A 23,145-nucleotide genomic window follows, 5' to 3' on the forward strand; every position below is an offset into this window, starting at 1 on the left:
CGTCACACGGCTGTAATAATCGAACATGTTTCATGTCACACAATAGCGCGTTGCCTACCGATGTCGAATCCGGACTTTTGCTCATGAACATACCGCTTCTGGTGCCGCGTTTCGCACCTGACCACTTCATCAACCGCGAACTGTCGCTGATTGCGTTCAACCGTCGCGTGCTTGCGCAGGCGGCCGATGAACGCGTGCCGCTGCTCGAACGGCTGAAGTTCCTGTGCATCGTGTCGAGCAATCTGGACGAATTCTTCGAGGTCCGGATCGGTGGCCTGCGCGAGCAGATCAAGTTCGGCGCGCGCAGTGTCACGTCGGACGGGCGCTCGGCGCAGGAGGCCTTGCGCCTGATCGCGAACGAATGCCATCAGCTGATCGCCGAGCAGTACTCGCTGCTGAACGACGTCATCCTGCCGGCGCTGGAAACCGAAGGCATCGTGTTCCTGCGCCGCGGCGCCTGGACGGACGAACAGCGGGAATGGATACGCGACTATTTCATGCGCGAGCTGATGCCGGTGCTCACCCCGATCGGGCTGGATCCTTCCCACCCCTTCCCGCGTGTGCTCAACAAGAGCCTTAACTTCGCGGTCGAACTCGACGGACGTGATGCGTTCGGCCGCAGTTCGCGGTTTGCCATCGTGCAGGCGCCGCGGGCATTGCCGCGCGTGATCAAGCTGCCGAAGGAACTGACCGGCGTCGACCACGGCTTCGTGTTTCTGTCGTCAGCGATGCACATGAATGTCGGCGATCTGTTCGAAGGCATGAATGTGCTTGGGTGCTACCAATTCCGGGTGACGCGCAATTCCGACCTCTTCCTCGACGAGGAAGAGGTGAAGAACCTGCGTCTCGCGCTGCAGGGTGAACTGCCGCAGCGCCACTACGGTGATGCGGTGCGCCTGGAGGTGGCCGACAACTGCTCCGAGCACATGGCGGACTTTCTGCTGCAGCAATTCAATCTGACCCGCGACGACCTCTACCGCGCGCCCGGCATCGTCAATCTGGTGCGGCTCATGCAGGTTCCGAACTGGGTGGACCGGCCGGACCTGAAGTACCCGCCGTTCACGCCGACGCTGCCGCGTGCCATGGAAAAGCGCTACGACATCTTCTCGATGCTGCGCCGACAGGACGTCCTGCTGCACCACCCGTGGGAGGCCTTCACGCCGGTGATCGATCTGGTGCAGCAGGCGGTGGATGACCCGGAAGTGGTTGCGATCAAGATGACCGTGTATCGCACCGGCATCGATTCGGTGCTGATGGAGGCGCTCGTGCGCGCCGCCCACAAGGGCAAGGAAGTGACAGTCGTGGTCGAACTGATGGCGCGTTTCGACGAGGAAGCCAACATCAACTGGGCGTCGCGGCTCGAAGATGCAGGGGCGCACGTGGTGTATGGCGTGTTCGGTTACAAGACGCACGCCAAGCTGCTGATGGTGGTGCGGCGCGAGGAGATCGAGGGGGTGCGCAGCTTCCGTCGCTTCGTGCATCTGGGTACCGGCAATTACCATCCGAGCACCGCGCGCTTTTACACCGATTTCGGCCTGATGACGGCCGACGAGCAGATCGGCGAAGACGTCAACGAGGTGTTCAAGCAGCTGACCGGGCTCGGCCACGCCGGCACGCTGACCCACTTGTGGCAGGCGCCGTTCACCTTGCACAGCAATGTCATCGCCGCGATCAATCGCGAAGCCGACAACGCACGCGCCGGTCGCAAGGCACGCATCATTGCCAAGATGAATTCGCTGGTCGAGGACGAAACGATCGAGACGCTCTACAGCGCGAGCCAGGCCGGTGTCGACATCGATCTGATCGTGCGTGGCGTGTGCGCCTTGCGCCCTGGTGTGCCCGGCTTGTCCGAACGGATCACGGTGCGCTCCATCGTGGGCCGCTTTCTCGAGCATTCACGCATCTACCACTTCCATGCCGACGGTGAGGAACGGCTCTACCTGGCGAGCGCCGACTGGATGGAACGCAACTTTTTCCGGCGCATCGAGGTGGCTTTTCCGATACTCGATCCGAAACTGAAGCGGCGCGTGATGAAAGAGGGATTGCGTCCCTACCTGCTGGACAACAGCCAGTCATGGGAGATGGAGCCGGATGGCCGCTACCGGAGGCGCGTCTCGCGCGCCGCGCGTCATTGCGCGCAGGAAACGCTGCTGGCCGAGTATTCACGCGGCGGCAAGTAAGGCGGAGCTGGCCGACTAACCCACTCAAGCGCCGGCCGGAACTGCCGTAAACCGGATGTGTTCAATCCATCCGGACAAACGTCAAGGTGAAGGTCGCCCAGTCCATCCTGCTCGTGTCGCTCGCCGTCACCCTTGTGGCGTGCGACAAGTTGCCCATTCCGGATCCGAATCGCGCAGCGATGCAAAAGGAGCTCGACAGCAAGGCGATCGGCGGCGCCTGCCGTCACGCCGGCCGGGCGCTGGAAGACTGCTACCGGCTCAATCCGAAGGCATCGAAGGCCGCCGTCTTTGCCGGCTGGCGCGAAATGAACGACTACATGACGGAAAACAAGCTCGACGTCGTGCTGCCCACCCTGCCGCCCCGTGGTACCCGCATGGTGAGTGAAACCGCCCATGCCGGTACGCCACCTGCGGACGCGCAGCACAACGGCGAAAAGGACAGCGCCGACAGCGCATCCGACGACAAGAAGCCTGACAGCAGCAGTGCGAAACCTTCAGACGAAAAAAACCCCGCGCTGACGGCGGGGTGATTCCAGCATCGGTCGCTCGCGCGACCGGCCTTTGCCCTACCGCATCGTAGCCAGTTCGCTCAGGTCCTTGCCGTCGATCCTCACGCGCGCCAGCGTCACCTCACCGTCGTCCATATCCAGCGGTTCGATGCTTACCCGGCCCGAATCGAGCAGTTGCTGCAATTTCTGTTTGCCGATGCTGGATGCGGTTGTGGTTTCGAGCGCTTCCAGACCTGCCGCCCGGACACGCACGCCATCCGCGTAGAACGTACTGCCATCCACCGCGTAGTGCCGCTGGGCCGGCGCCTTCGGCGGCCGGAAGACCGGTGTTGCGGCAGCGACTGCCACACTGCGGCGCGGCGCCTTGGCGGTCACGGATATGCGTTTTTTAGCGGCGACATTGACCGCAGGACGTATCTTCTTTTTGACTTGCTGGCTGCTCGCCACTGACCGCGCCGCATAAGCGTCGTCCATCGTACCGATCAGCGAAAATCCAAACAGGGCAGACAGGGCGATTGCGCCCCAAGTTTTACCGATCATGCACGTCTCCCGAAGTTGCCCGAAGTATTGACCGAACTGAAAACTTCGATCAACGATGTGAGGCAATTTATTGTTTAGGATGATTTTTCCAATATTAACCATTGCAGCCGCGCAGCGCCAGTACCGCCGAAGCATGTCAGCACGACTTACAATGACGGTGATTCCCTTTCCGTACTCCGCACATGCTTCGCGTTTTCGGTATCCGGCGCTGTGACACGATGTCCCGCGCCATGGCCTGGCTGAACGAACACCAGCTCGAATTCCATCTGCACGACTACAAGAAGGACGGTGTGCCGGCGGACCGGCTTGCCGGCTGGATCGAACGTGCCGGCTGGCGGGCCATCGTCAATACGAAAGGTACGACCTTTCGCAAGCTGCCCCCCGAATTGACCGCCGATCTGGACGATGTATGCGCACAGCCACTGTTGACCGAACATCCGTCAGCCATCCGCCGGCCCATCATCGAGCACGGCGGACACTTGCTTATCGGCTTCGATCCGGCGCACTGGAGCGAAATCCTCAAGCGCAAGCCCAATGAGTGAGCGTGACTTCATCCAGCGGTTCATGTTCGAGGCGCTTGACGTCCGCGGTGCGCTGGTCCGTTTCGACGAGGGTTGGCAGGCCATGCAGCAGGGGCGAGGCTATGGCGCCGTCGCCACACGACTGCTCGGCGAAGTGACGGTGGTCACGCTGCTGATCGGCGGGCAGCTCAAACAGCCGGCCCGTCTGACGGTTCAGGTGCGCGGCCGCGGCCCGGTCGAGACGCTGGTCGTGGATTGCGACCAGCAGTTGCGCCTGCGCGGCATGGCCAGTGCGCCCGCAGACCTGGCCGATGCACCGGTCCCGGCGTTGCTCGGCGAGGGGCATCTGGTGATGACATTGCAGACGGACGAGGCGGAGACGCCCTACCAGAGCCTGGTTCCACTGGAAGGCGACTCGGTGGCGGCAGTGTTCGAGCACTATCTGGCGCTGTCCGAACAGCAGCCGGCAGCGCTGTGGCTCCACGCCGATGCCGACTGCGCGACCGGCCTGTTCCTGCAGAAGCTGCCGGATGCCGACCGCAAGGACGCCGACGGCTGGAACCGCCTGTGCCACCTGGCCGCGACCGTGACGCCGGACGAGCTGAAGGCGCTGGCGCCCGAGGCGCTGCTCGGCCGCCTGTTTGCCGAAGAGGCGGCGCGCGACGGCATTCGTGTGTTCGCACCGGCGATACCGCGACATCACTGCCCGCGCGACGAAGAGAAGCTGCGCCGGCTGGTGCTGTCGCTCGGTCGCGAAGAGGTCGAATCCATCCTGCGCGAACAGGGCGAGGTGCATATCCACGACGACATGTGCAACCACGACTACCGCTTCAGCGCGCTCGACATCCAGCTGCTGTTCGGTGAAGCTCCGCCCGCTGTGCATTGATGCAGCGTCCAGACGCCCCCCTGCGGCAGTTGCCGGTGCACCGGTCACTATGTAGACTTTCGATATTTCCCGCGGACACCCCATGGCGCGCAAGCCTGCTCCCCCGGCCGTAGAACTCAAAAGCGCCACGCTCGAAGCCATGCGCGCGCTGCTGCACGCAGCGGATGCGCCATCTGTTGCGGCAGCCCTGGACGCACGTCTGGGCGCAACCCCCGGCTTTTTCTCGGGTGAACCGGTGGTCATCGACGCGAGCGCGCTGCCGTCGGATGTGTCACCCGACTGGGCAGGCATCCGCGACGCGCTGGCCCGCCATGCACTGACCGCGGTCGCGGTTCAGGGGGTCGATGACGCCGCTGCCGGCGTCGCGCGCGCGCTCGGCTTTGCAGTCGTCGCCGGCGACGTGCAGCCCGACCGTGCGCCACCACCTGAACCCGTCGCCGAGCCGGTCAGCGAACCCGTCAGCGAACCCGTCAGCGAGGCCGGGCCCCCGGTCGCCAGCGTGCCCGAGCCGGTCGTCGCGCCGGCAGCGGCCCGGCGAGCCGAAATCATCGACAAGCCGCTGCGTTCCGGCCAACGCGTGTATGCCCGCGGCTGTGACCTGATCGTGCTGGCCATGGTCAGCGCCGGCGCCGAGGTGATCGCCGACGGCAACATCCACATCTATGCGCCGCTGCGCGGACGTGCGCTGGCGGGGGCGTCGGGCGACGTGCATGCGCGCATCTTCACCACCTGCTTCGAAGCCGAACTGGTGTCGATCGCCGGCGTATACCGCACCTTCGAACACACCGCGCACAGCGAGCTGCTGCGCAAGCCGGCGCATGTGCGGCTGCAGGAACATGAAGATAAACAGGTACTTGATGTCGCCGCACTGGCGACCACCTGAAACACCAGAGGGAGAACAAGAGTGACCCGTATCGTAGTCGTCACATCCGGCAAGGGCGGCGTGGGCAAGACCACCACCAGCGCCGCATTTTCGTCCGGCCTCGCCATGAGCGGCAAGAAGACAGCCGTCATCGACTTCGACGTCGGCCTGCGCAATCTCGACCTCATCATGGGCTGCGAGCGGAGGGTCGTGTATGACTTCGTGAATGTGCTGCACGGCGAAGCCAACCTGACGCAGGCGCTGATCAAGGACAAGCATTGCGACAACCTGTTCGTGCTGCCTGCGTCGCAGACCCGCGACAAGGATGCGCTGACCGAGGACGGCGTCGAGAAGATCCTGAACGATCTGGTCGGCATGGGCTTCGACTACATCGTGTGCGACTCGCCGGCCGGCATCGAACACGGCGCGGTCATGGCACTCACCTTTGCCGACGAAGCCATCATCGTCACCAATCCGGAAGTCAGTTCGGTGCGCGACTCGGACCGTATTCTCGGCATCCTGCAGTCGAAATCGCGTCGCGCCAAGGAAAGCCGCGAGCCGGTGAAGGAGCATCTGGTCATCACCCGCTATTCGCCCAAACGTGCCAACGATGGCGAAATGCTCAGCTACGGCGACGTGCAGGAAATCCTGCGCATTCCGGTGCTGGGCGTCATCCCCGAGTCGGAAATCGTGCTGCAGGCATCGAATCAGGGCACGCCGGCCATCCACATGGAGGGCAGCGATGTCGCGCAGGCGTACGCCGACGTGGTGGCCCGCTTCCTGGGCGAAGAGCGCCCGCTGCGCTTCGTCGATTACGAAAAGCCCGGCCTGCTCAAGCGCCTGTTCGGAGGGAAGTGACATGTCGCTGCTGTCACTGATTTTCGGCCAGAAGCCGAAAACTGCGTCGATCGCGAAGGAAAGGCTGCAACTCATCATCGCGCGTGAACGCGGTGCGAATTCGTCGGCCGACTTCCTGCCGGCGCTGCAGCAGGAACTGGTGGCGGTCATTTCGAAATACGTGCGCGTCAATCCGGAAGACATCAAGGTCCAGCTCGAAAAGCAGGACAACTACGAAGTACTTGAAGTCAACATCGTGCTGCCCGATCAGCGAAATTGAACCCGGCGAAGGTTTTCGATGACATGGCGGGCGGTCAGCCGAGGCTTCCGGGTTGAACCTCGTCGTTCCTCGTCATTCGATCGACGTGTCCGAGGGAGCCGGCGTGCGTTACCTGCACTTCGGTTCCGAGTGGATACAGGGTGCGATGCGCGTCGCGCGTCCGTTCGCGCTGGAACTGGAATACACGCGGGAAATGATGCTGCCGCTGCTGCTGACGGCCGATGAAACCTGGCCGGCGCAGGTGCTGATCATCGGTCTGGGTGCGGCATCGGTCACCAAGTTTCTGCATCGCTATTGCGCACAGTCGGCCTTGACCGTGGTCGAGATCGATCCGCGCATGCCGGCGGCGGCGGCCAGTTACTTCCGCCTGCCGCCGGAAGACGGGCGGCTGCGCATCGTGATCGACGACGGCGCGACATTCGTCGCCGCCAGCGCGCAGCAGTGGGACCTGATCCTGGTCGATGGCTACGATCACCGTGCGCGGGCCAACTCGCTCGATACCGAAGCCTTCCATCGTGCCTGTCGGGCGAAGCTGTCGCCGGGCGGACGGGTCTGTCTGAACCTGTTCGGTCGCACGCGCGGTTTTCGCGCCAGCGCACAGCGGGTGATGGACGCCTACGAGGGGCGCGCCCTCGTGCTGCCCTCGCTCAACGAGGGCAACGCGATCTGCATCGCATCAATCGACAACGGCACGGGTGTGTCGATGGACGTGCTGCGCGCGCGGGCGCAGCGTCTGCGTGCGGACACCGGGTTGAATCTGACACCCAGCCTGAGCCGGATCGAACAGGCTGGTTACTGCGCGGGAGGCAGCCTGGTGATCTGAGCGAGCGGGCCGGCTGCGGACCTGAGGACGCGCAAAAAAGGAAAAAAGCCGGCAATGCCGGCTTTTTGTATCGCGGAAGCGGGTGTTCAGCGACGCGACACCAGCGGGCCGGCTTGCGATGCGAAGTACGCCGCCAGATCCGCCATGTCCTGCTTGCTCAGCGCACCGACCTGGGCGGCCATGATGGCATTCTTGCGCGCACCGCTCTTGTACGACAGCAGCGACTGCAGCAGATAGTCCTCGTGCTGCCCGCCGATGCGCGGGAAAGCCGGCGCCGGGCTGTTGCCGTCTGCACCGTGACAGGCCGCGCACGCAGCCGATTTTTCCTTGCCGCGCGCCACGTCGCCTGCGAACGCGAAGCTGCTGCCCAGCAGCACAGCGGCTGCGACCACCATCGTTTTCTTGATCATCACGACCTTCCTCATTTCTGCGCGGAGTAGTAAGCCGCGATGTCGGCCATGTCCTGCTCGGTCAGGCTGGCGGCAATGCCATTCATCGACGGGTGCTTGCGGTCACCGCTCTTGTAGGCTTGCAGCGCGGCGACGATGTATTCGGGGTACTGGCCACCGATCAGCGGCACCTTGTAGGTTTTCGGAAACACGGTCTGGTAACCCGGAATGCCGTGGCAGCCGATGCACATGGCGACCTTGTCCCTGGCGGCTTCTGCATTGCCTTCGACGGCGAGGGCAAGCGGGCTGACACAGAGGGCTGCGACAGCGAGAACGGTTCTGGCGCTCATCGATGATCTCTTTTTGAAGGTTGAACTTATTTCGGAAAATCGCCGCGCAGTGTAGCGAAGGACGGAGAGACCGTCAAAACCGCCGCGCGCTGCGCGGCCTGCAGATTCAGACTCCAGCGGTATCGACCACCAGGCGACCGCGCACCTTTCCTTCGAGGAAGCGCGGCGCGATGTCGAGCACTTCATCGAGCCGCACCACCTGCGTCATGGCGTCGAGTTTGGCCATCGGCATATCGCGCACGATGCGCGCCCAGGCTTCTTCGCGCGGTCCGTGCGCCACGGTGACGCTGTTGATGCCGTACAACGTGACGCCACGCAGGATGAACGGCGCAACGCTGGCGGGGAAATCCATGCCCTGGGCCAGCCCGCAGGCGGCGATCGCACCGTTCTCGCGGGTCGCGGCGCAGGCGTTTGCCAGCGTGTGCGAGCCGACGCTGTCCACCACCCCCGCCCAGCGCTCGCGCGCCAGCGGCTTGCCCGGTGCCGAGAGCGTCGCGCGATCGATGACCGATTCGGCGCCGAGCGACTTCAGGTAGTCGGTTTCGTCGAGGCGGCCGGTGCTCGCGACCACGCGATAACCCAGACTGGCCAGCAGTGCCACGGCCACCGAACCCACGCCGCCGCTGGCGCCGGTCACCAGTACTTCGCCGTCGCCCGGCTTCAGGCCGTGACGTTCCAGCGCCAGCAGGCAGAGCATGGCGGTGAAGCCGGCCGTGCCGACGGCCATCGCATGCTTCGCATCGAAGCCGGTCGGCAGCGCGACCAGCCAGTCACCCTTGATCGCAGCGCGCTGGGCCAGACCGCCCCAGTGGCCCTCGCCCACGCCGAAGCCGGTCAGCACGACCTTGTCGCCAACCTTCCAGCACGGATGGTCGCTGTGTTCGATCACGCCCGCGAAATCGATGCCCGGCACCATCGGCCACTTGCGCACGATGGGGCTGCGCCCGGTGATCGCCAGCGCATCCTTGTAATTGAGGCTGGACCACTGCACGGCAACGCGTACATCGGCTTCGGGCAGTGCCGCGTCCTCGATATCGCTCAGGCGGGCAATCGTCTTGCCGTCCGCGCCCTGCTCCAGCAATATGGCCTTGAACATCTTCGGTTTCCTCCGGTCATTGACGGTCTGCAGCGCGCAGGATACTTGTTGACCCGCAAAGCAGTAAGGTTGCGGCGGCGACAACGGTCTTCCTCCGACATCCTCCATCGCATTGCCACAGGGCTCAATCACGCATGCACGCCACACTGCCGCTCCTGCGAACGACCGACTTCCCGCCGCTTGCCCGCCGCCACACCGAAATCCTGCAACTGAATCTGGGCTACACCTGCAATCAGAGCTGCCTGCATTGCCACGTCAACGCAGGGCCCGGCCGCACCGAACAGATGAGTCTGGCCACATTGCAGGTCGTACTCGACTTCATCCGCGCGTCCGACGTGCGCCTGATCGATCTGACCGGCGGCGCGCCGGAAATGAATCCGCACTTCCGCTGGCTGGTCGGTGAAGCGCGCAAGCTCGATGTCGCCGTGATCGACCGCTGCAACCTGACCATCCTGTCCGAACCCGGTTACGAGGGCATGGCGCGGTTTCTGGCCGACCATCAGGTGCAGGTCACCGCGTCGCTGCCCTGCTATCTCGAAGACAACGTCGATCGCCAGCGCGGCAATGGCGTGTTCGCGCGCAGCATCGCCGCGCTGCAGCAGCTCAACGCGCTCGGCTATGGACAGCCCGATTCCGGGCTTGAACTGAATCTGGTGTTCAACCCGCAGGGGCCGTCGCTGCCTCCGCCGCAGGCGGCACTGGAGCAGTCGTATCGCGATCACCTCGGCAGCGCATTCGGCATCGTGTTCACCCGCCTTTACACCCTCGCCAACATGCCGATCCAGCGTTTCGGGTCGACGCTGGTATCGAAGGGGCAGTTCAACACCTACATGCAGACGTTGCGCACCGCCCACCGCGAAGACAATCTGGACAGCGTGATGTGCCGCAACCTGCTGAGCGTCGATTGGGAAGGCCATGTCTACGACTGTGACTTCAACCAGATGCTGGGTCTGCCGTTGCGCATCGATGGCCGGCCGCGTGTGCACCTGTCCGAACTGATCGGCCGCGACGTGTCGGGTACGCCCATCGTCGTCATGGATCACTGCTACGGCTGTACCGCGGGACAGGGCTCGTCCTGCGCCGGCGCGCTCGTCTGAAAGGCTCGCCATGAATGATCCGGTGGTGTTCGGCGTCGCCTTCTGGGGCTTTCTGGTGCTGTACGGCGTCGGCATGTATGCGCTGTCGCCGCGCGCCGTCGGGCGGGCCGGCTTCTTCGACGGCCACGACGAAGCGGGTCGCCCGGCCGGCACCTGGGCGCTCGGCGCCAGCATCTTCATTTCGTGGATCTTCGCCAAGTCGATCACCAACGCGGCCAATCTCGGTGCGACCTACGGCATCGTCGGCGGTCTTGCGTACGCGACCTACTGGTTGTCGATTCCGCTGGCTGGCTGGGCCATCCTGAGACTGCGCAGGCGCTACGGCGCCACCAGCCTGATGTCCTTCCTGACCGGCCGGCACGGCAGGCTGGCGGCGCTGGCCTTCTCGATCGCCATCCTGGTGCGCCTTTTCAACGAGGTGTGGAGCAATACTGCGGTCGTCGGCGGCTACTACGGCCCGGCCGGTTCGACCGAATTCATCGGTGCCGCGCTGCTGTTTACCGCCGCCACGCTGTTCTACAGCCTGAAGGGTGGCCTGCGCTCGTCGATCTACACCGACGTGCTGCAGACCGGCCTGTTCGTGCTGTTCTTCGCCGTCGTGCTGCTGCTGGTGCTGCCGACGCACGGACCGGTGGCGCTCGCGAGCACCGGCGATTTCCGGCTCGACGCGGGTGTCGACCTGCTGCTGGTCGCCGCGCTGCAGGTGCTGTCCTACCCCTTCCATGATCCGGTGCTGACCGACCGCGGCTTCATCACCGAAGAAAAGCGCATGCTGCGCGCCTTCGTCTGGGCCGGCGCGCTTGGCTTCGTCTGCATCCTGCTGTTTTCGCTGGTCGGCGTGCACGCCCGGCTCGAAGGCCTGGCCGGCGGAGACAACGTGCCGGCGGCACTCGCCCGCAGCATGGGGCCGGCCGCGCTGTTCGTGATGACCATCGTCATGGTGGCCGCCGCAGGGTCCACGCTCGACTCGACCTTCTCATCGCTGGCCCGGCATGTGGCGCAGGAGCTGCCGCAACTGGCCGGGCGTCCGGAACCCAGGCGGGCCATCGCGCTCGGCATGGGCGCCATGGCGCTGTTCGCGATCATCGGCAATCTGCCGATGATCGCCGGCACCGACATCCTGAAGGCGACAACCATCAGCGGCACCATGGTGATCGGCTTGGCGCCCATCTTCCTGCTGGCCGGCTTCACGCAGCCTGGCACGCGCGCCGCGAAGTGGTCCTTCCACCTGGCGTTCTGGACCGGACTCGCGCTGGGCGTGCTGCTGGCGATGGGTGGCATCCCGGACAGCTGGGCCATCGGCACCGGCAAGTACGCCAAACTGCTCGGCGTGAATCTTTACGGACTGCTGCTGTGCACCGCGGGCTATCTGCTGCCGCCGCTGATTGCAGGGCGGATGCGATGAACCCCGATCTCGTCGACAGCACGGCCGACGACAGCCTCGCCGACCCCGGCCGCAGCTGTCCGCTGCATTACCGCTACGGGGCGGCTGCACTGGCCGACACCCGAGCCGATCTGGTGACGGATACGCTGTACGTCGTCGGCGGCCTGTACGGCAACCGGCCGGCGCTCGACTCGCTGGAGCACCTGTTCGCCCGCGAGCGGGGCGATGCACGCCTGATGTTCAACGGCGATTTCCACTGGTTCGACATCGACCCGGCCTGCTTCGGCGACGTGCAGCGGCGTGTGCGGGCGCATGACGCGATCGCCGGCAACGTCGAAGCCGAACTGGCCGATGGCTCGGGGGAGGCCGGATGCGGCTGCAGCTACCCGGACGACGTTCCGCAGGCGCTGGTCGACCGCTCCAACCTCATCCACTCACAGCTGTCGCGCACCGCCCGCCACGATCCGCACTGGCGCGGCGAACTGGCGGCGCTCGATTTCTGGCGCGCCGTGCGCATCGGCGACGCCCGCGTCGGCGTGGTCCATGGCGACGCCGATTCGCTGGCTGGCTGGTCCTTTGACGCCCGCGCGCTGCAGGATGCTGCGCATCGCGCCCGTTACCTGGAACAGTTCCGCCGGGCGCAGTGCGACGTGTTCGCCAGCAGCCACACCTGCCTGCCTGCGCTGAAGCGATTCGACGACCGGGCGGTCATCAACAACGGTGCTGCCGGCATGCCCAATTTCTGCGACCGTCTGTGCGGCGTCATCAGCCGCATCGCGCTGACGCCGTCGCCGCATCCGGTGCTGTACGGCGCGCGCGTCGGCGCACTGCATGTCGATGCGCTCGCGCTCGACTACGATCCGGCCGCCTGGCGGGCCGAATTCACCGCGCAGTGGCCCGACGGCTCGGCGGCCGCGCTGAACTACCGCGACCGCATCGACCACGGTCCGGGTTGGACGCTGGAAGAGGCTGCACCATGAACGCGCGCAAGCTTGCCCTGCTCGGCGTCGTCGTGGCGCTGGTCGCCGCGTTCTTCATTCTCGATCTCGGCCGCTTCTTCGATCTGGCCTGGTTCAAGGCGCAGCAGCGCATGCTGACCGAACAGGTCGATGCCGCGCCCTGGCGTTCGGCCGCGGTGTTCTTCGCGATCTACGTCGTCGTGACGGCGCTGTCGCTGCCCGGTGCGGCGATCATGACGCTGGCCGGCGGCGCCCTGTTCGGCTTCGCCAAGGCACTGGTCATCGTGTCCTTTGCATCCAGCCTGGGCGCCCTGCTCGCCTTCCTGATCGCGCGCTTCCTGTTGCGCGACTGGGTGCAGGCGCGCTTCGGCACGGCGCTGGAGTCGATCAACCGCGGCGTCGAAAAGGACGGTGCCTTTTATCTGTTCACGCTGCGTCTGGTGCCGGCGTTCCCTTTCTTCGCGGTCAATCTGGCGATGGCGCTGACCGCCCTGCCGGCACGCACCTTCTACTGGGTGAGCCAGCTCGGCATGCTGGCGGGCACCATCGTGTTCGTGAATGCGGGCACCCAGATCGGCCGCATCGAATCGCTGTCCGGCATCCTGTCGCCCGGGCTGATCGGTGCGTTCGTGCTGCTGGGCGTGTTCCCGCTGATCGCCCGCAGGGTGATCGATGCGGTGCGCAGCCGTGCCGTGTTCAGCCGCTGGTCGAAGCCGGCACGCTTCGATTACAACCTGCTGGTGATCGGCGGCGGCAGCGCCGGTCTGGTCACCGCCTACATCGGCGCCGCGGTGAAGGCGAAGGTGGCGCTGATCGAGCAGCACAGCATGGGCGGCGACTGCCTCAACACCGGCTGCGTGCCGTCGAAGGCGCTGATCCGCTCGGCGCGGCTGCTGTCGCAGATCGCGCATGCGAAGTCGCTCGGTGTGCGCGAGGCCACTGCGCAGTTCGATTTCGCCGACGTGATGGAACGCGTCGCGCGGGTGGTGCGCGCGATCGAACCGCATGATTCGGTCGAGCGCTACAACGCGCTCGGCGTCGACTGCTTCGACGCGCGGGCGCGCATCACCTCGCCGTGGACGGTCGAGGTGACGCAGCGTGACGGCAGCACGCGCGCGCTGTCCGCGCGCAACATCGTCATCGCCGCCGGCGCCCGCCCCTTCGTGCCGCCGATACCCGGCATCGAGGCGATGGACCTGCTCACCTCGGACACGCTGTGGTCGCTGCGCGCGCTGCCCGGCCGTCTGCTGGTGCTCGGTGGCGGCCCGATCGGCTGCGAACTGTCGCAGGCCTTCGCGCGCTTCGGCGCCGACGTGACCCAGGTCGAAATGGCGCCGCGCCTGATGGGGCGGGAAGACCCGGATGTGTCGGCACTGGTCGAAGCACGTTTCGCGGAAGAAGGCGTGCGCGTGCTGACTGGCCACAAGGCGGTGCGCTTTGCGCGGGAAGGCGATGCGAAAGTGCTGTTTGCCGAAGGCTCGGAAGGTGAAGTGCGCATTGAATTCGACACCCTGCTGTGCGCCGTCGGACGCACGCCCAACGTCAGCGGCTACGGTCTGGAAGAGCTGGGCATCACGCTGCGCGCCAACCGGACGGTCGATACCAACGACTACCTGGAAACGCTCTACCCCAACATCTTCGCCTGCGGCGACGTGACCGGCCCGTTCCAGTTCACGCATACCGCGGCGCACCAGGCCTGGTACGCCGCGGTCAACGCCCTGTTCGGCCGCTTCAGGCGCTTTGCGGTCGACTACTCGGTCATTCCGTGGGCCACCTTCACCGAACCCGAGGTGGCGCGGGTCGGCCTGAACGAGACCGACGCGAAGGCGCGCAACATTCCGCACGAAGTGACGATCTACGAACTCGATGACCTCGACCGCGCAATCACCGACGAGGTGGCGCACGGCTTCGTCAAGGTGCTCACCGTACCCGGGCGCGACCGCATCCTCGGCGTGACCATCGTCGGCGAACACGCGGGCGAACTGATCGCCGAATACGTGCTGGCGATGAAGCACGGTCTCGGGCTCAACAAGTTGCTGGGCACCATCCACATCTACCCGACGATGAACGAGGCGAACAAGTTCGCCGCCGGCGTCTGGAAGAAGGCGCATGCGCCGCAGACGCTGCTCGCATGGGTCGCGCGCTATCACTCGTGGATGCGCGGATGAGGCGGCTGTCCGTCGTGCTGCCGGCGCTGAACGAAGCCGCGACCATCGGGGAAGCGCTGTCGCGCATGCCGGCCACCGACGTCTGCGATATGGAACGCATCGTCGCCGACGGCGGCAGTCTCGACGACACCGCATCGCTCGCTGCCGCGCAGGGCGCGCGCGTCGTACGCGCGCCGCGCGGTCGTGCGCTGCAGATGAACGCCGGTGCGCAGGCGGCGACCGGCGACGTGCTGCTGTTCCTGCACGCCGACACGCAGCTGCCGCCCGACGCGTTCGCACGGATCGATCGGGCGATCGCAGCCGGTGCGCAGTGGGGGCGCTTCGACGTGCGCATCGAAGGTCGCCACCCGCTGCTCGCGGTGGTCGCCGCCATGATGAACCTGCGTTCCCGCCTGACCGGCATCGCCACAGGCGATCAGGCGATCTTCTGCACGCGCGCACTGTTCGACGCACTGGATGGCTACGCGCCGATCGCGCTGATGGAAGACATCGACTTTTCCACCCGTGCGCGGTCGCGGTCGCGACCGGCTTGTCTGCGCGCGCGCGTCATCACGTCGGGCCGCCGCTGGGAGCGCCAGGGGGTGCTGCGCACCATCGTGCTGATGTGGCGCCTGCGCCTGCGTTACTTCTTCGGTGCCGATCCGGGCGATCTGGCGCGGGACTACCGGCCGCACCATGAGTGAGTCCGTAACGGCGGTGCTCGTGTTCGCGCGCGCCCCCGAGGCCGGCCGCAGCAAGACGCGGCTGATGCCGCTGCTGGGCGCCGACGGCGCGGCGCGGATCGGTGCGCAACTGACCGAACGTGCGCTGCAGGTGGCTGCCGACGCGGCCATCGGCCCGGTCGAGCTGTGGTGCGCACCGGACTGCAGCCATGATTTCTTCGAACGCTGTCGCGACCGGTACGGCGTGTCGCTGCACGCCCAGACCGGCGGCGACATCGGCATGCGCATGGCGCATGCCTTCGATGACACCCTCCGTCGCCATGCAGGCGCGCTGCTGATCGGCGCCGACGCCGTGTCGCTGCAGTCGGCTGACCTGCGCGCAGCGGGTGTTGCGTTGCGCAGCCACGATGCGGTGTTCGCTCCGGCAGAGGATGGCGGCTATCTGCTGGTGGGGCTGCGCGTACGGCAAGCTCACCTGTTCGAAGGCATTGCGTGGGGCAGCGCCGGGGTGTGGCCGCAAACCCGTGCGGTGATCGAGCGGCTCGGCCTGCTCACGCATGTGCTCCCGACCGGTTACGACCTCGACCGGCCGGATGACTACCGTCGCGCCGTGGCCGAAGGTCTGCTGGTGCCCGAACCGTGCTGACCCGCCTGCGCGCATTGCTGCTGGCCATCGCGCTGGCGCTGACCTGCGAAATGTCGGCCGCTGCCGCCGATGCCATTGCCCTGCCCGCCTTTTCCTCGCAGCCCGCCGGATCGACCGTATCGGGCTGGAGCGCCTACACGCTGGGCGGCAAGGCGGCACCGGCCGATTTCCGGCTGGCCGAGCTGGAGGGCCTGACCGTTCTGCGAGTCGAAGCGTCGAATGCCGCCTCGGCGCTGATCCACGCCCGCCGCTTCGATCCGCTCGCCACGCCCTGGCTGAACTGGCGCTGGCGCGCCGACGTGCTGCCGACCGCCGGGCGCTTCGCGACGCGGGACGGCGACGACTACGCGCTGCGCGTCTATGTGCTGTTCGATCTCGATCTGTCGAAGCTGTCGTTCGGCAGCCGCACGAAAATCCGGCTGGCGCGCACCTTCTACGGCGAGCAGATTCCGACCGCCGTGCTGTGCTACGTGTGGGACACGCGCGCTGCGCCGGGCTCGCGCGCATGGAGCGCCTACACCGACCGGGTACGCATGATCGCCGTAGACGGTGCCGGTTCGCCGACCGGCAGCTGGCGCGACGTGAGCCGCAACCTGGTCGAGGATTTCCGGGAAGCCTTCGGCGAAGGCCCGCCGGCCGTGACCGGCATCGTCGTGGCCAGCGACAGCGACAACACGGGCGGACAGACCCTCGGTTATTTCGGCGACCTGTCGGTCACCGCCCGGTCACCGCTGCAGCCCCCCCCATGAAGCGTCTTGTCCTGCTCGGCGGCGGTCACGCCCACCTGTTCGTGCTGGAAGCCTTTGCGCGCGAACAGCCCGATGCACGGGTCAGCCTGATCACGCCCGATGCGCTGACGCCCTACTCCGGCATGATGCCGGGCGTCATCGCCGGCCATTACGACTACCGGCAGGCCTGCATCGATCTCGCCCCGCTGGCAGCGCGGGCGGGCTGCGCGCTCAGGCTGGATGCCGCGGTCTCACTGGACGCCGGGCAACGGCAGATCCGGCTGGCCAGCGGCGAGGTGATCGACTACGACCTGCTGTCGATCGACACCGGTTCGACGCCGCGCATCCCCGATCTGCCGGGCGCCGACACCTGCGCGCATCCGGTGAAGCCGATCGGTCAACTGCTCGAGAGCTGGCACACCGCGCGCGCCGCGCGCGCTGCCGCAGTTGTCGGCGCCGGGGCGGCCGGCGTCGAAATCATCATGGCGCTGCATCACCGGCAACCGCGGATGCGCTGTACGTTGATCGACCGCGCGCCGCATCTCCTCGACGGGCTGCCCGCGGGCCTGCAGCGGCGTGTGATGGCCGAACTGGCGCGCCAGCGGATCGACGTGGTGACCGATGCAAGCGTGTCCGGTGTCGACGCCGATACCGTGCGGCTGGCGGACGGACGCAGCATTCCGAGCCAGTTCACGGTGTGGGCCACCGGCGCCGCCCCGCCAGCCTGGCTGCGCGACTGCGGTCTGGCACTCGACCCCCGCGGTTTCATCGCGACCGGCCCGACGCTGCAGTCACTGTCACACCCCGAAGTGTTCGCCGCCGGTGATGTCGCGACGATGATCGATTCACCGCGCCCGAAGTCCGGCGTGTTTGCCGTGCGCGCCGGCCCGCCGCTGGCCGCCAACCTGCTGCGCGCCGCGCGTGGCGACACGCTGCAACCCTGGACACCGCAGACACAGGCCCTGCTGCTGCTCGCCTGCGGCCGCCGCCACGCCATCGCATCACGCGGCGGCTGGTCGCTGCAGGGGGACTGGGTGTGGCGCTGGAAGGACCGCATCGACCGCGCGTTCATGCGCCGTTTCGATCTGTGAAGGCAGATGCAAGATTCAAGATGCAAGATTCAAGGAACGACGGACCCGCTTGCATCTTTCATCTTGAATCTTGCATCTCAAATCATCCTGCCGGCGGCCAGGCGGATGCGGCGCGTACAGCGCGACGCCAGCGCCTCGTCGTGCGTCACCAGGATCAGCGTGGTGCCTTGTTCGGCATTCATGGCGAACATCAGGTCGATGACCGACGCGCCAGTCGCGGCGTCGAGATTGCCGGTCGGTTCATCGGCCAGCAGCAGTCCGGGCTCGGGCGCAAAGGCGCGCGCCAGCGCGACCCGCTGCTGTTCGCCGCCGGACAGCTGGCGCGGGTAGTGCGTCATCCGCCCGCCCAGGCCGACCCGTTCCAGCAGTGCCACCGAGCGCTCGCGCACCCGGTCGACGCCGGCCAGTTCGAGCGGCAGCATGACGTTTTCGAGCGCGGTCAGCGCCGGCAGAAGCTGGAAGGACTGGAACACGAAGCCGACCTTTTCGCCGCGCAGCTGCGCCCGGGCGTCTTCGTCGAGCGCAAAGATGTCCTGCCCGGCGATGCTGACCGAGCCGGCAGACGGCAGGTCGAGCCCGGCCAGAAGACCGAGCAAGGTCGATTTTCCTGAACCGCTGGCGCCGACGATGGCCAAAGCTTCGCCGGCACGAACCGTGAAGGCGATATCCTGAAGAATCTGCAGCGGCGCGTTCCCGCTGCTTACCTGCTTGCCCAGCCCGATGACTTCAAGGACGGTCGGGCGTGTTTCCGGAGTGTCTGTAGGCATGAAAAAAGTGTTTTTCTCGATGTTATGCATGGTGTTCGCTGCGCTGCCGTTGCAGGCGCAGACACTGCTGGTGGTCGGCGACAGTCTGTCAGCCGGATACGGTCTGCGCCAGCATGAGGCCTGGCCGGTGTTGCTCGGGCAGAAACTGGCGCAGGCGGGTTACGCCCATTCGGTCGTCAATGCGAGCACCAGCGGTGACACGACGGCCAACGGCCTGTCGCGCATCGACGCGGCGCTCGCGGCGCACAAGCCGGCCATCGTCATTCTCGCGCTCGGTGCCAACGACGGACTGCGCGGCCTGCCCGTCAAAAGCATGCGCGACAACATCGAATCCATGACGCGCAAGGCACAGGCGGCCGGCGCCCGGGTGCTGATCGCCGGCATGCAACTGCCGCCGAACTACGGCCCCGACTACACGCAAAAGTTCTCCGCTGCCTTCGGTGAGGTGGCCACAAGCACCCGCTCGGCGCTGTTGCCCTTCCTGCTCGACGGTTTCGCGACCGATCCGCGAAGCTTCCTGCCGGATGGCGTTCATCCGGTCGCCGGCGTGCAGTCGCGCATCGCCGACAACATCTGGACGCCGCTCAAGCCGCTGCTCGGCAAGGTGACCGACAGCGCGTCGGCCGCGCACCAGCGGTGATCGCGCTCCGGCCTGCGGGTCGGAAAACAGGTGCTGCGTATATATACGGCGTAACGCGGCAAGCAATCACTCGACTTTCGTCCGGCACGCTACCATCGCCGGCCGCGGTTCTCCCAGACAAGGCTGTCATGCACAGGAACACCCGGCAATGAGCGACGCCCCCCTCCTCCGGCGACCGGCGGGAATGGCGTCGATCCGTCAGTTGCACGACTTCGACGCCCTCATCGATACCCGTTCGCCCGCCGAATTCGCGCTCGACCATGTGCCGGGCGCGATCAACTGCCCGGCACTCGACGACGCGCAGCGCGCGGAAATCGGCACGTTGTACAAACAGGTGTCGCCGTTCGTCGCCAAGCGGCGCGGTGCGGCGCTGGTTGCCCTGAACATCGGCCGCCACCTGCTGGAAACCTTCCACGACAAGGGGCCGGACTGGCGTCCGCTGATCTACTGCTGGCGGGGCGGCAAGCGCAGCGGCGCCTTCGTCACCGTGCTGCGCCAGATCGGCTGGGATGCGCACCAGCTCGAAGGGGGCTACAAGCGCTACCGTCGCGATGTGCTCGACCGTCTCGCCGCAGCCCCCGCCCAGCTTGATTTCCGCATCCTGAGCGGACCGACCGGCAGCGCCAAGAGCCGGGTGCTCGAGAGGCTGGCGGCACGTGGCGAACAGGTGCTCGATCTGGAGGCGCTGGCCGCGCACAAGGGATCGGTACTGGGCCGACAGCCCGGTCAGCCGCAACCGCCGCAGCGCTGGTTCGAATCTCAGCTGCATGCGGTGCTGGCGACTTTCGATCCGGCGCGCCCGGTATTCACCGAAGCGGAAAGCCGGCGCATCGGCCTGGTTTCGCTGCCGAACGAGTTGATCGAGCGCATGCGGGCGGCGCCCTGCCTGCGCATCGATGCTTCGGTGGCCGCCCGTACGGACTTCCTGCTGCGCGACTACGACTACCTCACGAGCGATGCCGAGGCATTGATTGCCGAGCTCGAACGGCTGACCGATCTGCGCGGACACGAAACGATAGGCGCCTGGTCGGCGCTGGCGCGCGCCGGCGACTGGCGCACGCTGGTCGCGGCGTTGCTGGAGCAGCACTACGACCCCCTGTACCGACGATCGCAGCAGTACAACTTTGCACGCCATCCGGATGCGCCTGCCTTCGAGGCCGACCGGCTCGACGCAGCAGGCATCGATGCGCTCGCGGCACGGATCATCCGGACCACCGCTCAGGGCACTTTCGACGACGTGTCGGCGCGCACCGCACAGATGCGCTGAATCATCGCCGGCGCCGGCGCGGTCAGTTCGCCCTGTTCGAATGCCAGAACGCGTCCCCAGCTGCGCGCCCAGTCGAACAGTTCGTCCGGCCGGAGCAGGAAATCCGGATTCGACGGCTTGCCGAAGCGCTCGTTGCCCAGCATGAAGGTTTCGTAGATCAGCACGCCGCCCGGTCGCAGCAGCGCGGCCAGCTCAGCCAGTCGCAGCCGGAACAGGTAGCGCGTGACCACCACCGCATCGAAGCTGGCAGCCCCCCACGGCCAGGGGTCCTGTTCGAGATCTGCGCACAGCGTACGCACGCCGCCCACTCCGGCCAGTCCGGCCAGCGCCGACTCATCACGATCGGCGGCCAGCACGCTGAAGCCCTGGCCGGCGAGCCATCGGGCATGCCGACCGGCGCCGCTGGCGAAATCGAGGATTTCCGCGCCAGGCGCGCACAGGGCCGCGAAACGGGTGACCCATTCCGATGGCGTCTGACCGGAAAAGTGGGAATGAGAGGGCATCGGCAGGCCTTTATTCAAGGTTGTGGGGGGTCGGGGCGGCATTATCATCCGAGGCACTTCAAGGAAAAAAATGTTTCGCACTGCGAATATGCCGGCTTCTCCGATGGCTGCGAGCGGCTTCTTTCTCTGGCGCGCGCTGCCTCTGGCCCTTCTGGCCGGCGCCGTTGCGGCCAGTGTGTCCATGCCGATCGGACTTGTCGTGTTCCTGATTGCCTGTGGCGTCGGTGCGGCTGCGGCACGACAACTGACCGTTGCCGCCGAGCGGCTGGCCGCCCTGGTCGGCGAAAACCTGCGCCAGCAGGACTTCGCCGACCTCGCGGCAGACTGGCACTGGGAAACAGATTCCGGCATGAGGCTCCGCGTGTCGCAGACCCGTCCGGTGCTCGGCAATGCGCTGGACATCGTTGCGGTGAATGGCTTTCAGTTCTGGAAGATCGACGCGCTGTCGCCGGTGCACGGTGACTGGGAGGAGTGCCATCGCATGATCCAGTCGCGTCAGCCCATGCAACTGCATCTGGTGCTTCGACTCCCTGACAGCAGCGTACGCCACATCGATCTGCGCGGCCGGCCGGTGACCGATGCGAAAGGCGAGTTCTGCGGCTATCGCGGTACCGGGCGCGACGAAAGTGCCTTCGTGCAGTCGACGCGCGCGCTGCGCGAGCTGGAGACGCGGCATCGCGAAATGGTGAATCACCTGCGCGAAGTCATTTTCCGCATCGATGCCCGGGGTCGTTTCACTTACCTGAACCGCGCATGGGAAGATCTGACCGGCCAGCCGGTGTCGCAGGCCATCGGCCAGCGCGTGCTGCGCTGGCTGTCGAAGGACGAAGCGCGCTATCTGCTGGCGCGGCTGGAACCGCTGCTCGATGGTCGTCGTGATTCGATGCAGGTCGAGGTCCGCACCCACACCGCCGGTCAGCCGGCGCGCTGGCTCGAAATCGCGATCAGTGCGCGCTTCGACGGCAGCGGCGGCCTGGAGAGTCTGTCCGGCAGCATCGAGGACATCACGCAGCGCAAGCAGGCGGAATCGACGCTGTACGACATGAATGCCGAACTGGAGCGACGCGTGAAGCGGCGCACCGCTGAACTCGAAGCGTCGAATCGCGAGCTGGAGGCCTTTTCCTACTCGGTTTCGCATGACTTGCGCAACCCGCTGCGCGCCATCGACGGCTTTTCGCAGATCATCATCGAGGACTATGGCGATCAGCTCGACAAGATGGCGCACAGCCACCTCGGACGCATCCGAGCGGCGTCGCAGAAGCTGTCGACCCTGATCGACGACCTGATCGAACTCGGGCGCCTGACGCGGGCGCCGATCAGCCGGGTCGTGGTCGACCTGTCGGCGATCGCGCGCACCCTTGCGCGCGAGCTGCATGCGGAGGCACCCGAACGCGAAGCCCGGGTGTCGATCGGCCTGCACCTGATGGCGCGCGTCGACCCGATGCTCGCCCGTGTCATGCTCGAACATCTGTTGCGCAATGCCTGGGCATTCACCGCCGCCTGTACACCGGCCGAGATCGAATTCGACGCCCGGCTGCGCAATCGCGAAGTCGTGTTCCACGTGCGCGACAACGGCGCCGGCTTCGACATGGCCCACGTGTCGCAGCTGTTCCGCCCGTTCAACCGGCTGCACGACCAGGCCGACAGCAGCGGCACCGGTATCGGACTGGCGACCGTGCAGCGTATCGTGCACCGCCATGGCGGTCGCATCTGGGCCGAGGGCGCCCCCGGCAAAGGCGCGAGCTTCTACTTCACCTTGCCCGATCCGGCTGGCTGAGTTCGGTTTCGTTGTGTTTATATTGCAATTGCACATTTATTTATTTGTAGATTTGACTTTAGAAGTCCGGCTCAAGCATCTAATTAAATGAATTTAATATTTGATTGACGAAGATTGTAGATTTCCACAGGCGGAACTTGTGTTGCGATGCAATATACTGAGGTCAAGGTGCCAGGCATCACC

25 protein-coding genes are annotated in these 23,145 nt (G+C 65.9%); 19 read left to right on the forward strand and 6 right to left on the reverse strand.

Features of this window, described 5'->3' with window-relative positions; genetic code table 11:
- Window positions 1-83 precede the first annotated feature (83 nt).
- Together ppk1 and ACTIFF_RS07545 are read left to right on the forward strand one after the other, a co-directional pair.
- On the forward strand, window positions 84-2,180 hold the full coding sequence (gene ppk1 / locus ACTIFF_RS07540) for a polyphosphate kinase 1 (protein WP_439536278.1): 2,097 nt from the start codon (window positions 84-86) through the stop codon (window positions 2,178-2,180).
- 86 nt (window positions 2,181-2,266) lie between these two features.
- Window positions 2,267-2,710, forward strand: coding sequence for a hypothetical protein (locus tag ACTIFF_RS07545; protein ID WP_439536279.1), 444 nt, complete (start codon window positions 2,267-2,269; stop codon window positions 2,708-2,710).
- A gap of 36 nt (window positions 2,711-2,746) precedes the next feature.
- Here the strand turns inward: ACTIFF_RS07545 and ACTIFF_RS07550 are convergent, their stop codons facing one another.
- Entirely contained in the window at window positions 2,747-3,229 is a 483-nt protein-coding gene (locus tag ACTIFF_RS07550; RefSeq protein ID WP_439536280.1) for a hypothetical protein, read from the reverse strand.
- Window positions 3,230-3,411: 182 nt separating this feature from the next.
- On the opposite strand from ACTIFF_RS07550, the gene ACTIFF_RS07555 reads away from it, so the two are divergent.
- The 6 genes from ACTIFF_RS07555 to ACTIFF_RS07580 all read left to right on the forward strand — a co-directional run bounded on the left by ACTIFF_RS07555 (window position 3,412) and on the right by ACTIFF_RS07580 (window position 7,438).
- Window positions 3,412-3,771 (forward strand): Spx/MgsR family RNA polymerase-binding regulatory protein, encoded by a 360-nt coding sequence (locus ACTIFF_RS07555; RefSeq protein WP_439536281.1) that lies wholly within the window; start codon window positions 3,412-3,414, stop codon window positions 3,769-3,771.
- Entirely contained in the window at window positions 3,764-4,636 is an 873-nt protein-coding gene (locus ACTIFF_RS07560) for an Hsp33 family molecular chaperone HslO (RefSeq protein ID WP_439536282.1), read from the forward strand. Before ACTIFF_RS07555 ends, ACTIFF_RS07560 begins: the two co-directional genes overlap by 8 nt.
- Before the next feature lie 82 nt (window positions 4,637-4,718).
- The gene (gene minC / locus ACTIFF_RS07565) at window positions 4,719-5,519 is read left to right on the forward strand and encodes a septum site-determining protein MinC (RefSeq protein WP_439536283.1); all 801 of its coding nucleotides are present in this window, start codon (window positions 4,719-4,721) and stop codon (window positions 5,517-5,519) included.
- A gap of 21 nt (window positions 5,520-5,540) precedes the next feature.
- Window positions 5,541-6,356: a septum site-determining protein MinD gene (minD, locus tag ACTIFF_RS07570; protein ID WP_257078520.1), complete on the forward strand. Its 816-nt coding sequence runs from the start codon at window positions 5,541-5,543 to the stop codon at window positions 6,354-6,356.
- 1 nt (window position 6,357) lies between these two features.
- Window positions 6,358-6,615, forward strand: a complete 258-nt coding sequence (gene minE, locus ACTIFF_RS07575; protein ID WP_069040319.1) for a cell division topological specificity factor MinE — start codon at window positions 6,358-6,360, stop codon at window positions 6,613-6,615.
- An 85-nt stretch (window positions 6,616-6,700) separates the two neighbouring features.
- Window positions 6,701-7,438 carry a fused MFS/spermidine synthase gene (locus ACTIFF_RS07580; RefSeq protein WP_439536284.1) on the forward strand — a complete coding sequence of 246 codons (738 nt, stop codon included), beginning with the start codon at window positions 6,701-6,703 and terminating at the stop codon, window positions 7,436-7,438.
- 86 nt (window positions 7,439-7,524) lie between these two features.
- Here ACTIFF_RS07580 and ACTIFF_RS07585 read toward each other — a convergent pair whose 3' ends face one another.
- From ACTIFF_RS07585 to acuI, 3 genes are all read right to left on the reverse strand, one after another.
- The gene (locus tag ACTIFF_RS07585) at window positions 7,525-7,848 is read right to left on the reverse strand and encodes a c-type cytochrome (protein WP_257078518.1); all 324 of its coding nucleotides are present in this window, start codon (window positions 7,846-7,848) and stop codon (window positions 7,525-7,527) included.
- 11 nt (window positions 7,849-7,859) lie between these two features.
- Window positions 7,860-8,177: a c-type cytochrome gene (locus tag ACTIFF_RS07590; RefSeq protein WP_306478273.1), complete on the reverse strand. Its 318-nt coding sequence runs from the start codon at window positions 8,175-8,177 to the stop codon at window positions 7,860-7,862.
- Between the two features lie 106 nt (window positions 8,178-8,283).
- Window positions 8,284-9,273: an acrylyl-CoA reductase (NADPH) gene (gene acuI, locus ACTIFF_RS07595; protein ID WP_439536285.1), complete on the reverse strand. Its 990-nt coding sequence runs from the start codon at window positions 9,271-9,273 to the stop codon at window positions 8,284-8,286.
- Between the two features lie 134 nt (window positions 9,274-9,407).
- Between acuI and arsS the strand changes: the two genes are divergently transcribed.
- Genes arsS through ACTIFF_RS07635 form a run of 8 tightly spaced genes read left to right on the forward strand, consistent with a single transcriptional unit; the run spans window position 9,408 to window position 18,008 of the window.
- Window positions 9,408-10,370 carry an arsenosugar biosynthesis radical SAM (seleno)protein ArsS gene (gene arsS, locus ACTIFF_RS07600; protein WP_439536286.1) on the forward strand — a complete coding sequence of 321 codons (963 nt, stop codon included), beginning with the start codon at window positions 9,408-9,410 and terminating at the stop codon, window positions 10,368-10,370.
- Window positions 10,371-10,380: 10 nt separating this feature from the next.
- Window positions 10,381-11,775 carry a sodium:solute symporter family transporter gene (locus tag ACTIFF_RS07605; protein WP_439536287.1) on the forward strand — a complete coding sequence of 465 codons (1,395 nt, stop codon included), beginning with the start codon at window positions 10,381-10,383 and terminating at the stop codon, window positions 11,773-11,775.
- Window positions 11,772-12,734, forward strand: coding sequence for a metallophosphoesterase family protein (locus ACTIFF_RS07610; protein ID WP_439536288.1), 963 nt, complete (start codon window positions 11,772-11,774; stop codon window positions 12,732-12,734). The genes ACTIFF_RS07605 and ACTIFF_RS07610 overlap by 4 nt, the downstream gene beginning before the upstream one ends.
- Window positions 12,731-14,881 (forward strand): FAD-dependent oxidoreductase, encoded by a 2,151-nt coding sequence (locus ACTIFF_RS07615; protein WP_439536289.1) that lies wholly within the window; start codon window positions 12,731-12,733, stop codon window positions 14,879-14,881. The genes ACTIFF_RS07610 and ACTIFF_RS07615 overlap by 4 nt, the downstream gene beginning before the upstream one ends.
- Window positions 14,878-15,564: a TIGR04283 family arsenosugar biosynthesis glycosyltransferase gene (locus ACTIFF_RS07620; RefSeq protein ID WP_439536290.1), complete on the forward strand. Its 687-nt coding sequence runs from the start codon at window positions 14,878-14,880 to the stop codon at window positions 15,562-15,564. The genes ACTIFF_RS07615 and ACTIFF_RS07620 overlap by 4 nt, the downstream gene beginning before the upstream one ends.
- Window positions 15,557-16,189, forward strand: a complete 633-nt coding sequence (locus ACTIFF_RS07625; RefSeq protein ID WP_439536291.1) for a TIGR04282 family arsenosugar biosynthesis glycosyltransferase — start codon at window positions 15,557-15,559, stop codon at window positions 16,187-16,189. Before ACTIFF_RS07620 ends, ACTIFF_RS07625 begins: the two co-directional genes overlap by 8 nt.
- A complete protein-coding gene (locus ACTIFF_RS07630; RefSeq protein ID WP_439536292.1) occupies window positions 16,183-16,938 on the forward strand; it encodes a DUF3047 domain-containing protein in 756 nt (251 codons plus the stop codon). The genes ACTIFF_RS07625 and ACTIFF_RS07630 overlap by 7 nt, the downstream gene beginning before the upstream one ends.
- The gene (locus ACTIFF_RS07635) at window positions 16,935-18,008 is read left to right on the forward strand and encodes an FAD-dependent oxidoreductase (protein WP_439536293.1); all 1,074 of its coding nucleotides are present in this window, start codon (window positions 16,935-16,937) and stop codon (window positions 18,006-18,008) included. Before ACTIFF_RS07630 ends, ACTIFF_RS07635 begins: the two co-directional genes overlap by 4 nt.
- Window positions 18,009-18,085: 77 nt before the next feature.
- Here ACTIFF_RS07635 and ACTIFF_RS07640 read toward each other — a convergent pair whose 3' ends face one another.
- Window positions 18,086-18,775: an ABC transporter ATP-binding protein gene (locus tag ACTIFF_RS07640; protein ID WP_439536294.1), complete on the reverse strand. Its 690-nt coding sequence runs from the start codon at window positions 18,773-18,775 to the stop codon at window positions 18,086-18,088.
- Between ACTIFF_RS07640 and ACTIFF_RS07645 the strand changes: the two genes are divergently transcribed.
- Window positions 18,774-19,415, forward strand: coding sequence for an arylesterase (locus ACTIFF_RS07645; RefSeq protein WP_439536295.1), 642 nt, complete (start codon window positions 18,774-18,776; stop codon window positions 19,413-19,415). The genes ACTIFF_RS07640 and ACTIFF_RS07645 overlap by 2 nt on opposite strands.
- Window positions 19,416-19,563: 148 nt before the next feature.
- Complete coding sequence (gene mnmH, locus ACTIFF_RS07650) at window positions 19,564-20,682, forward strand: tRNA 2-selenouridine(34) synthase MnmH (RefSeq protein WP_439536296.1); 1,119 nt, start codon at window positions 19,564-19,566, stop codon at window positions 20,680-20,682.
- Here the strand turns inward: mnmH and ACTIFF_RS07655 are convergent.
- Window positions 20,634-21,185 carry a class I SAM-dependent methyltransferase gene (locus ACTIFF_RS07655; protein ID WP_439536297.1) on the reverse strand — a complete coding sequence of 184 codons (552 nt, stop codon included), beginning with the start codon at window positions 21,183-21,185 and terminating at the stop codon, window positions 20,634-20,636. The genes mnmH and ACTIFF_RS07655 overlap by 49 nt on opposite strands.
- A 103-nt stretch (window positions 21,186-21,288) precedes the next feature.
- Between ACTIFF_RS07655 and ACTIFF_RS07660 the strand changes: the two genes are divergently transcribed.
- Window positions 21,289-22,962: a sensor histidine kinase gene (locus ACTIFF_RS07660; RefSeq protein ID WP_439536298.1), complete on the forward strand. Its 1,674-nt coding sequence runs from the start codon at window positions 21,289-21,291 to the stop codon at window positions 22,960-22,962.
- Window positions 22,963-23,145 lie beyond the last annotated feature (183 nt).

The organism is Methyloversatilis sp. (assembly GCF_051861465.1).
Taxonomy (GTDB): Bacteria; Pseudomonadota; Gammaproteobacteria; order Burkholderiales; family Rhodocyclaceae; genus Methyloversatilis.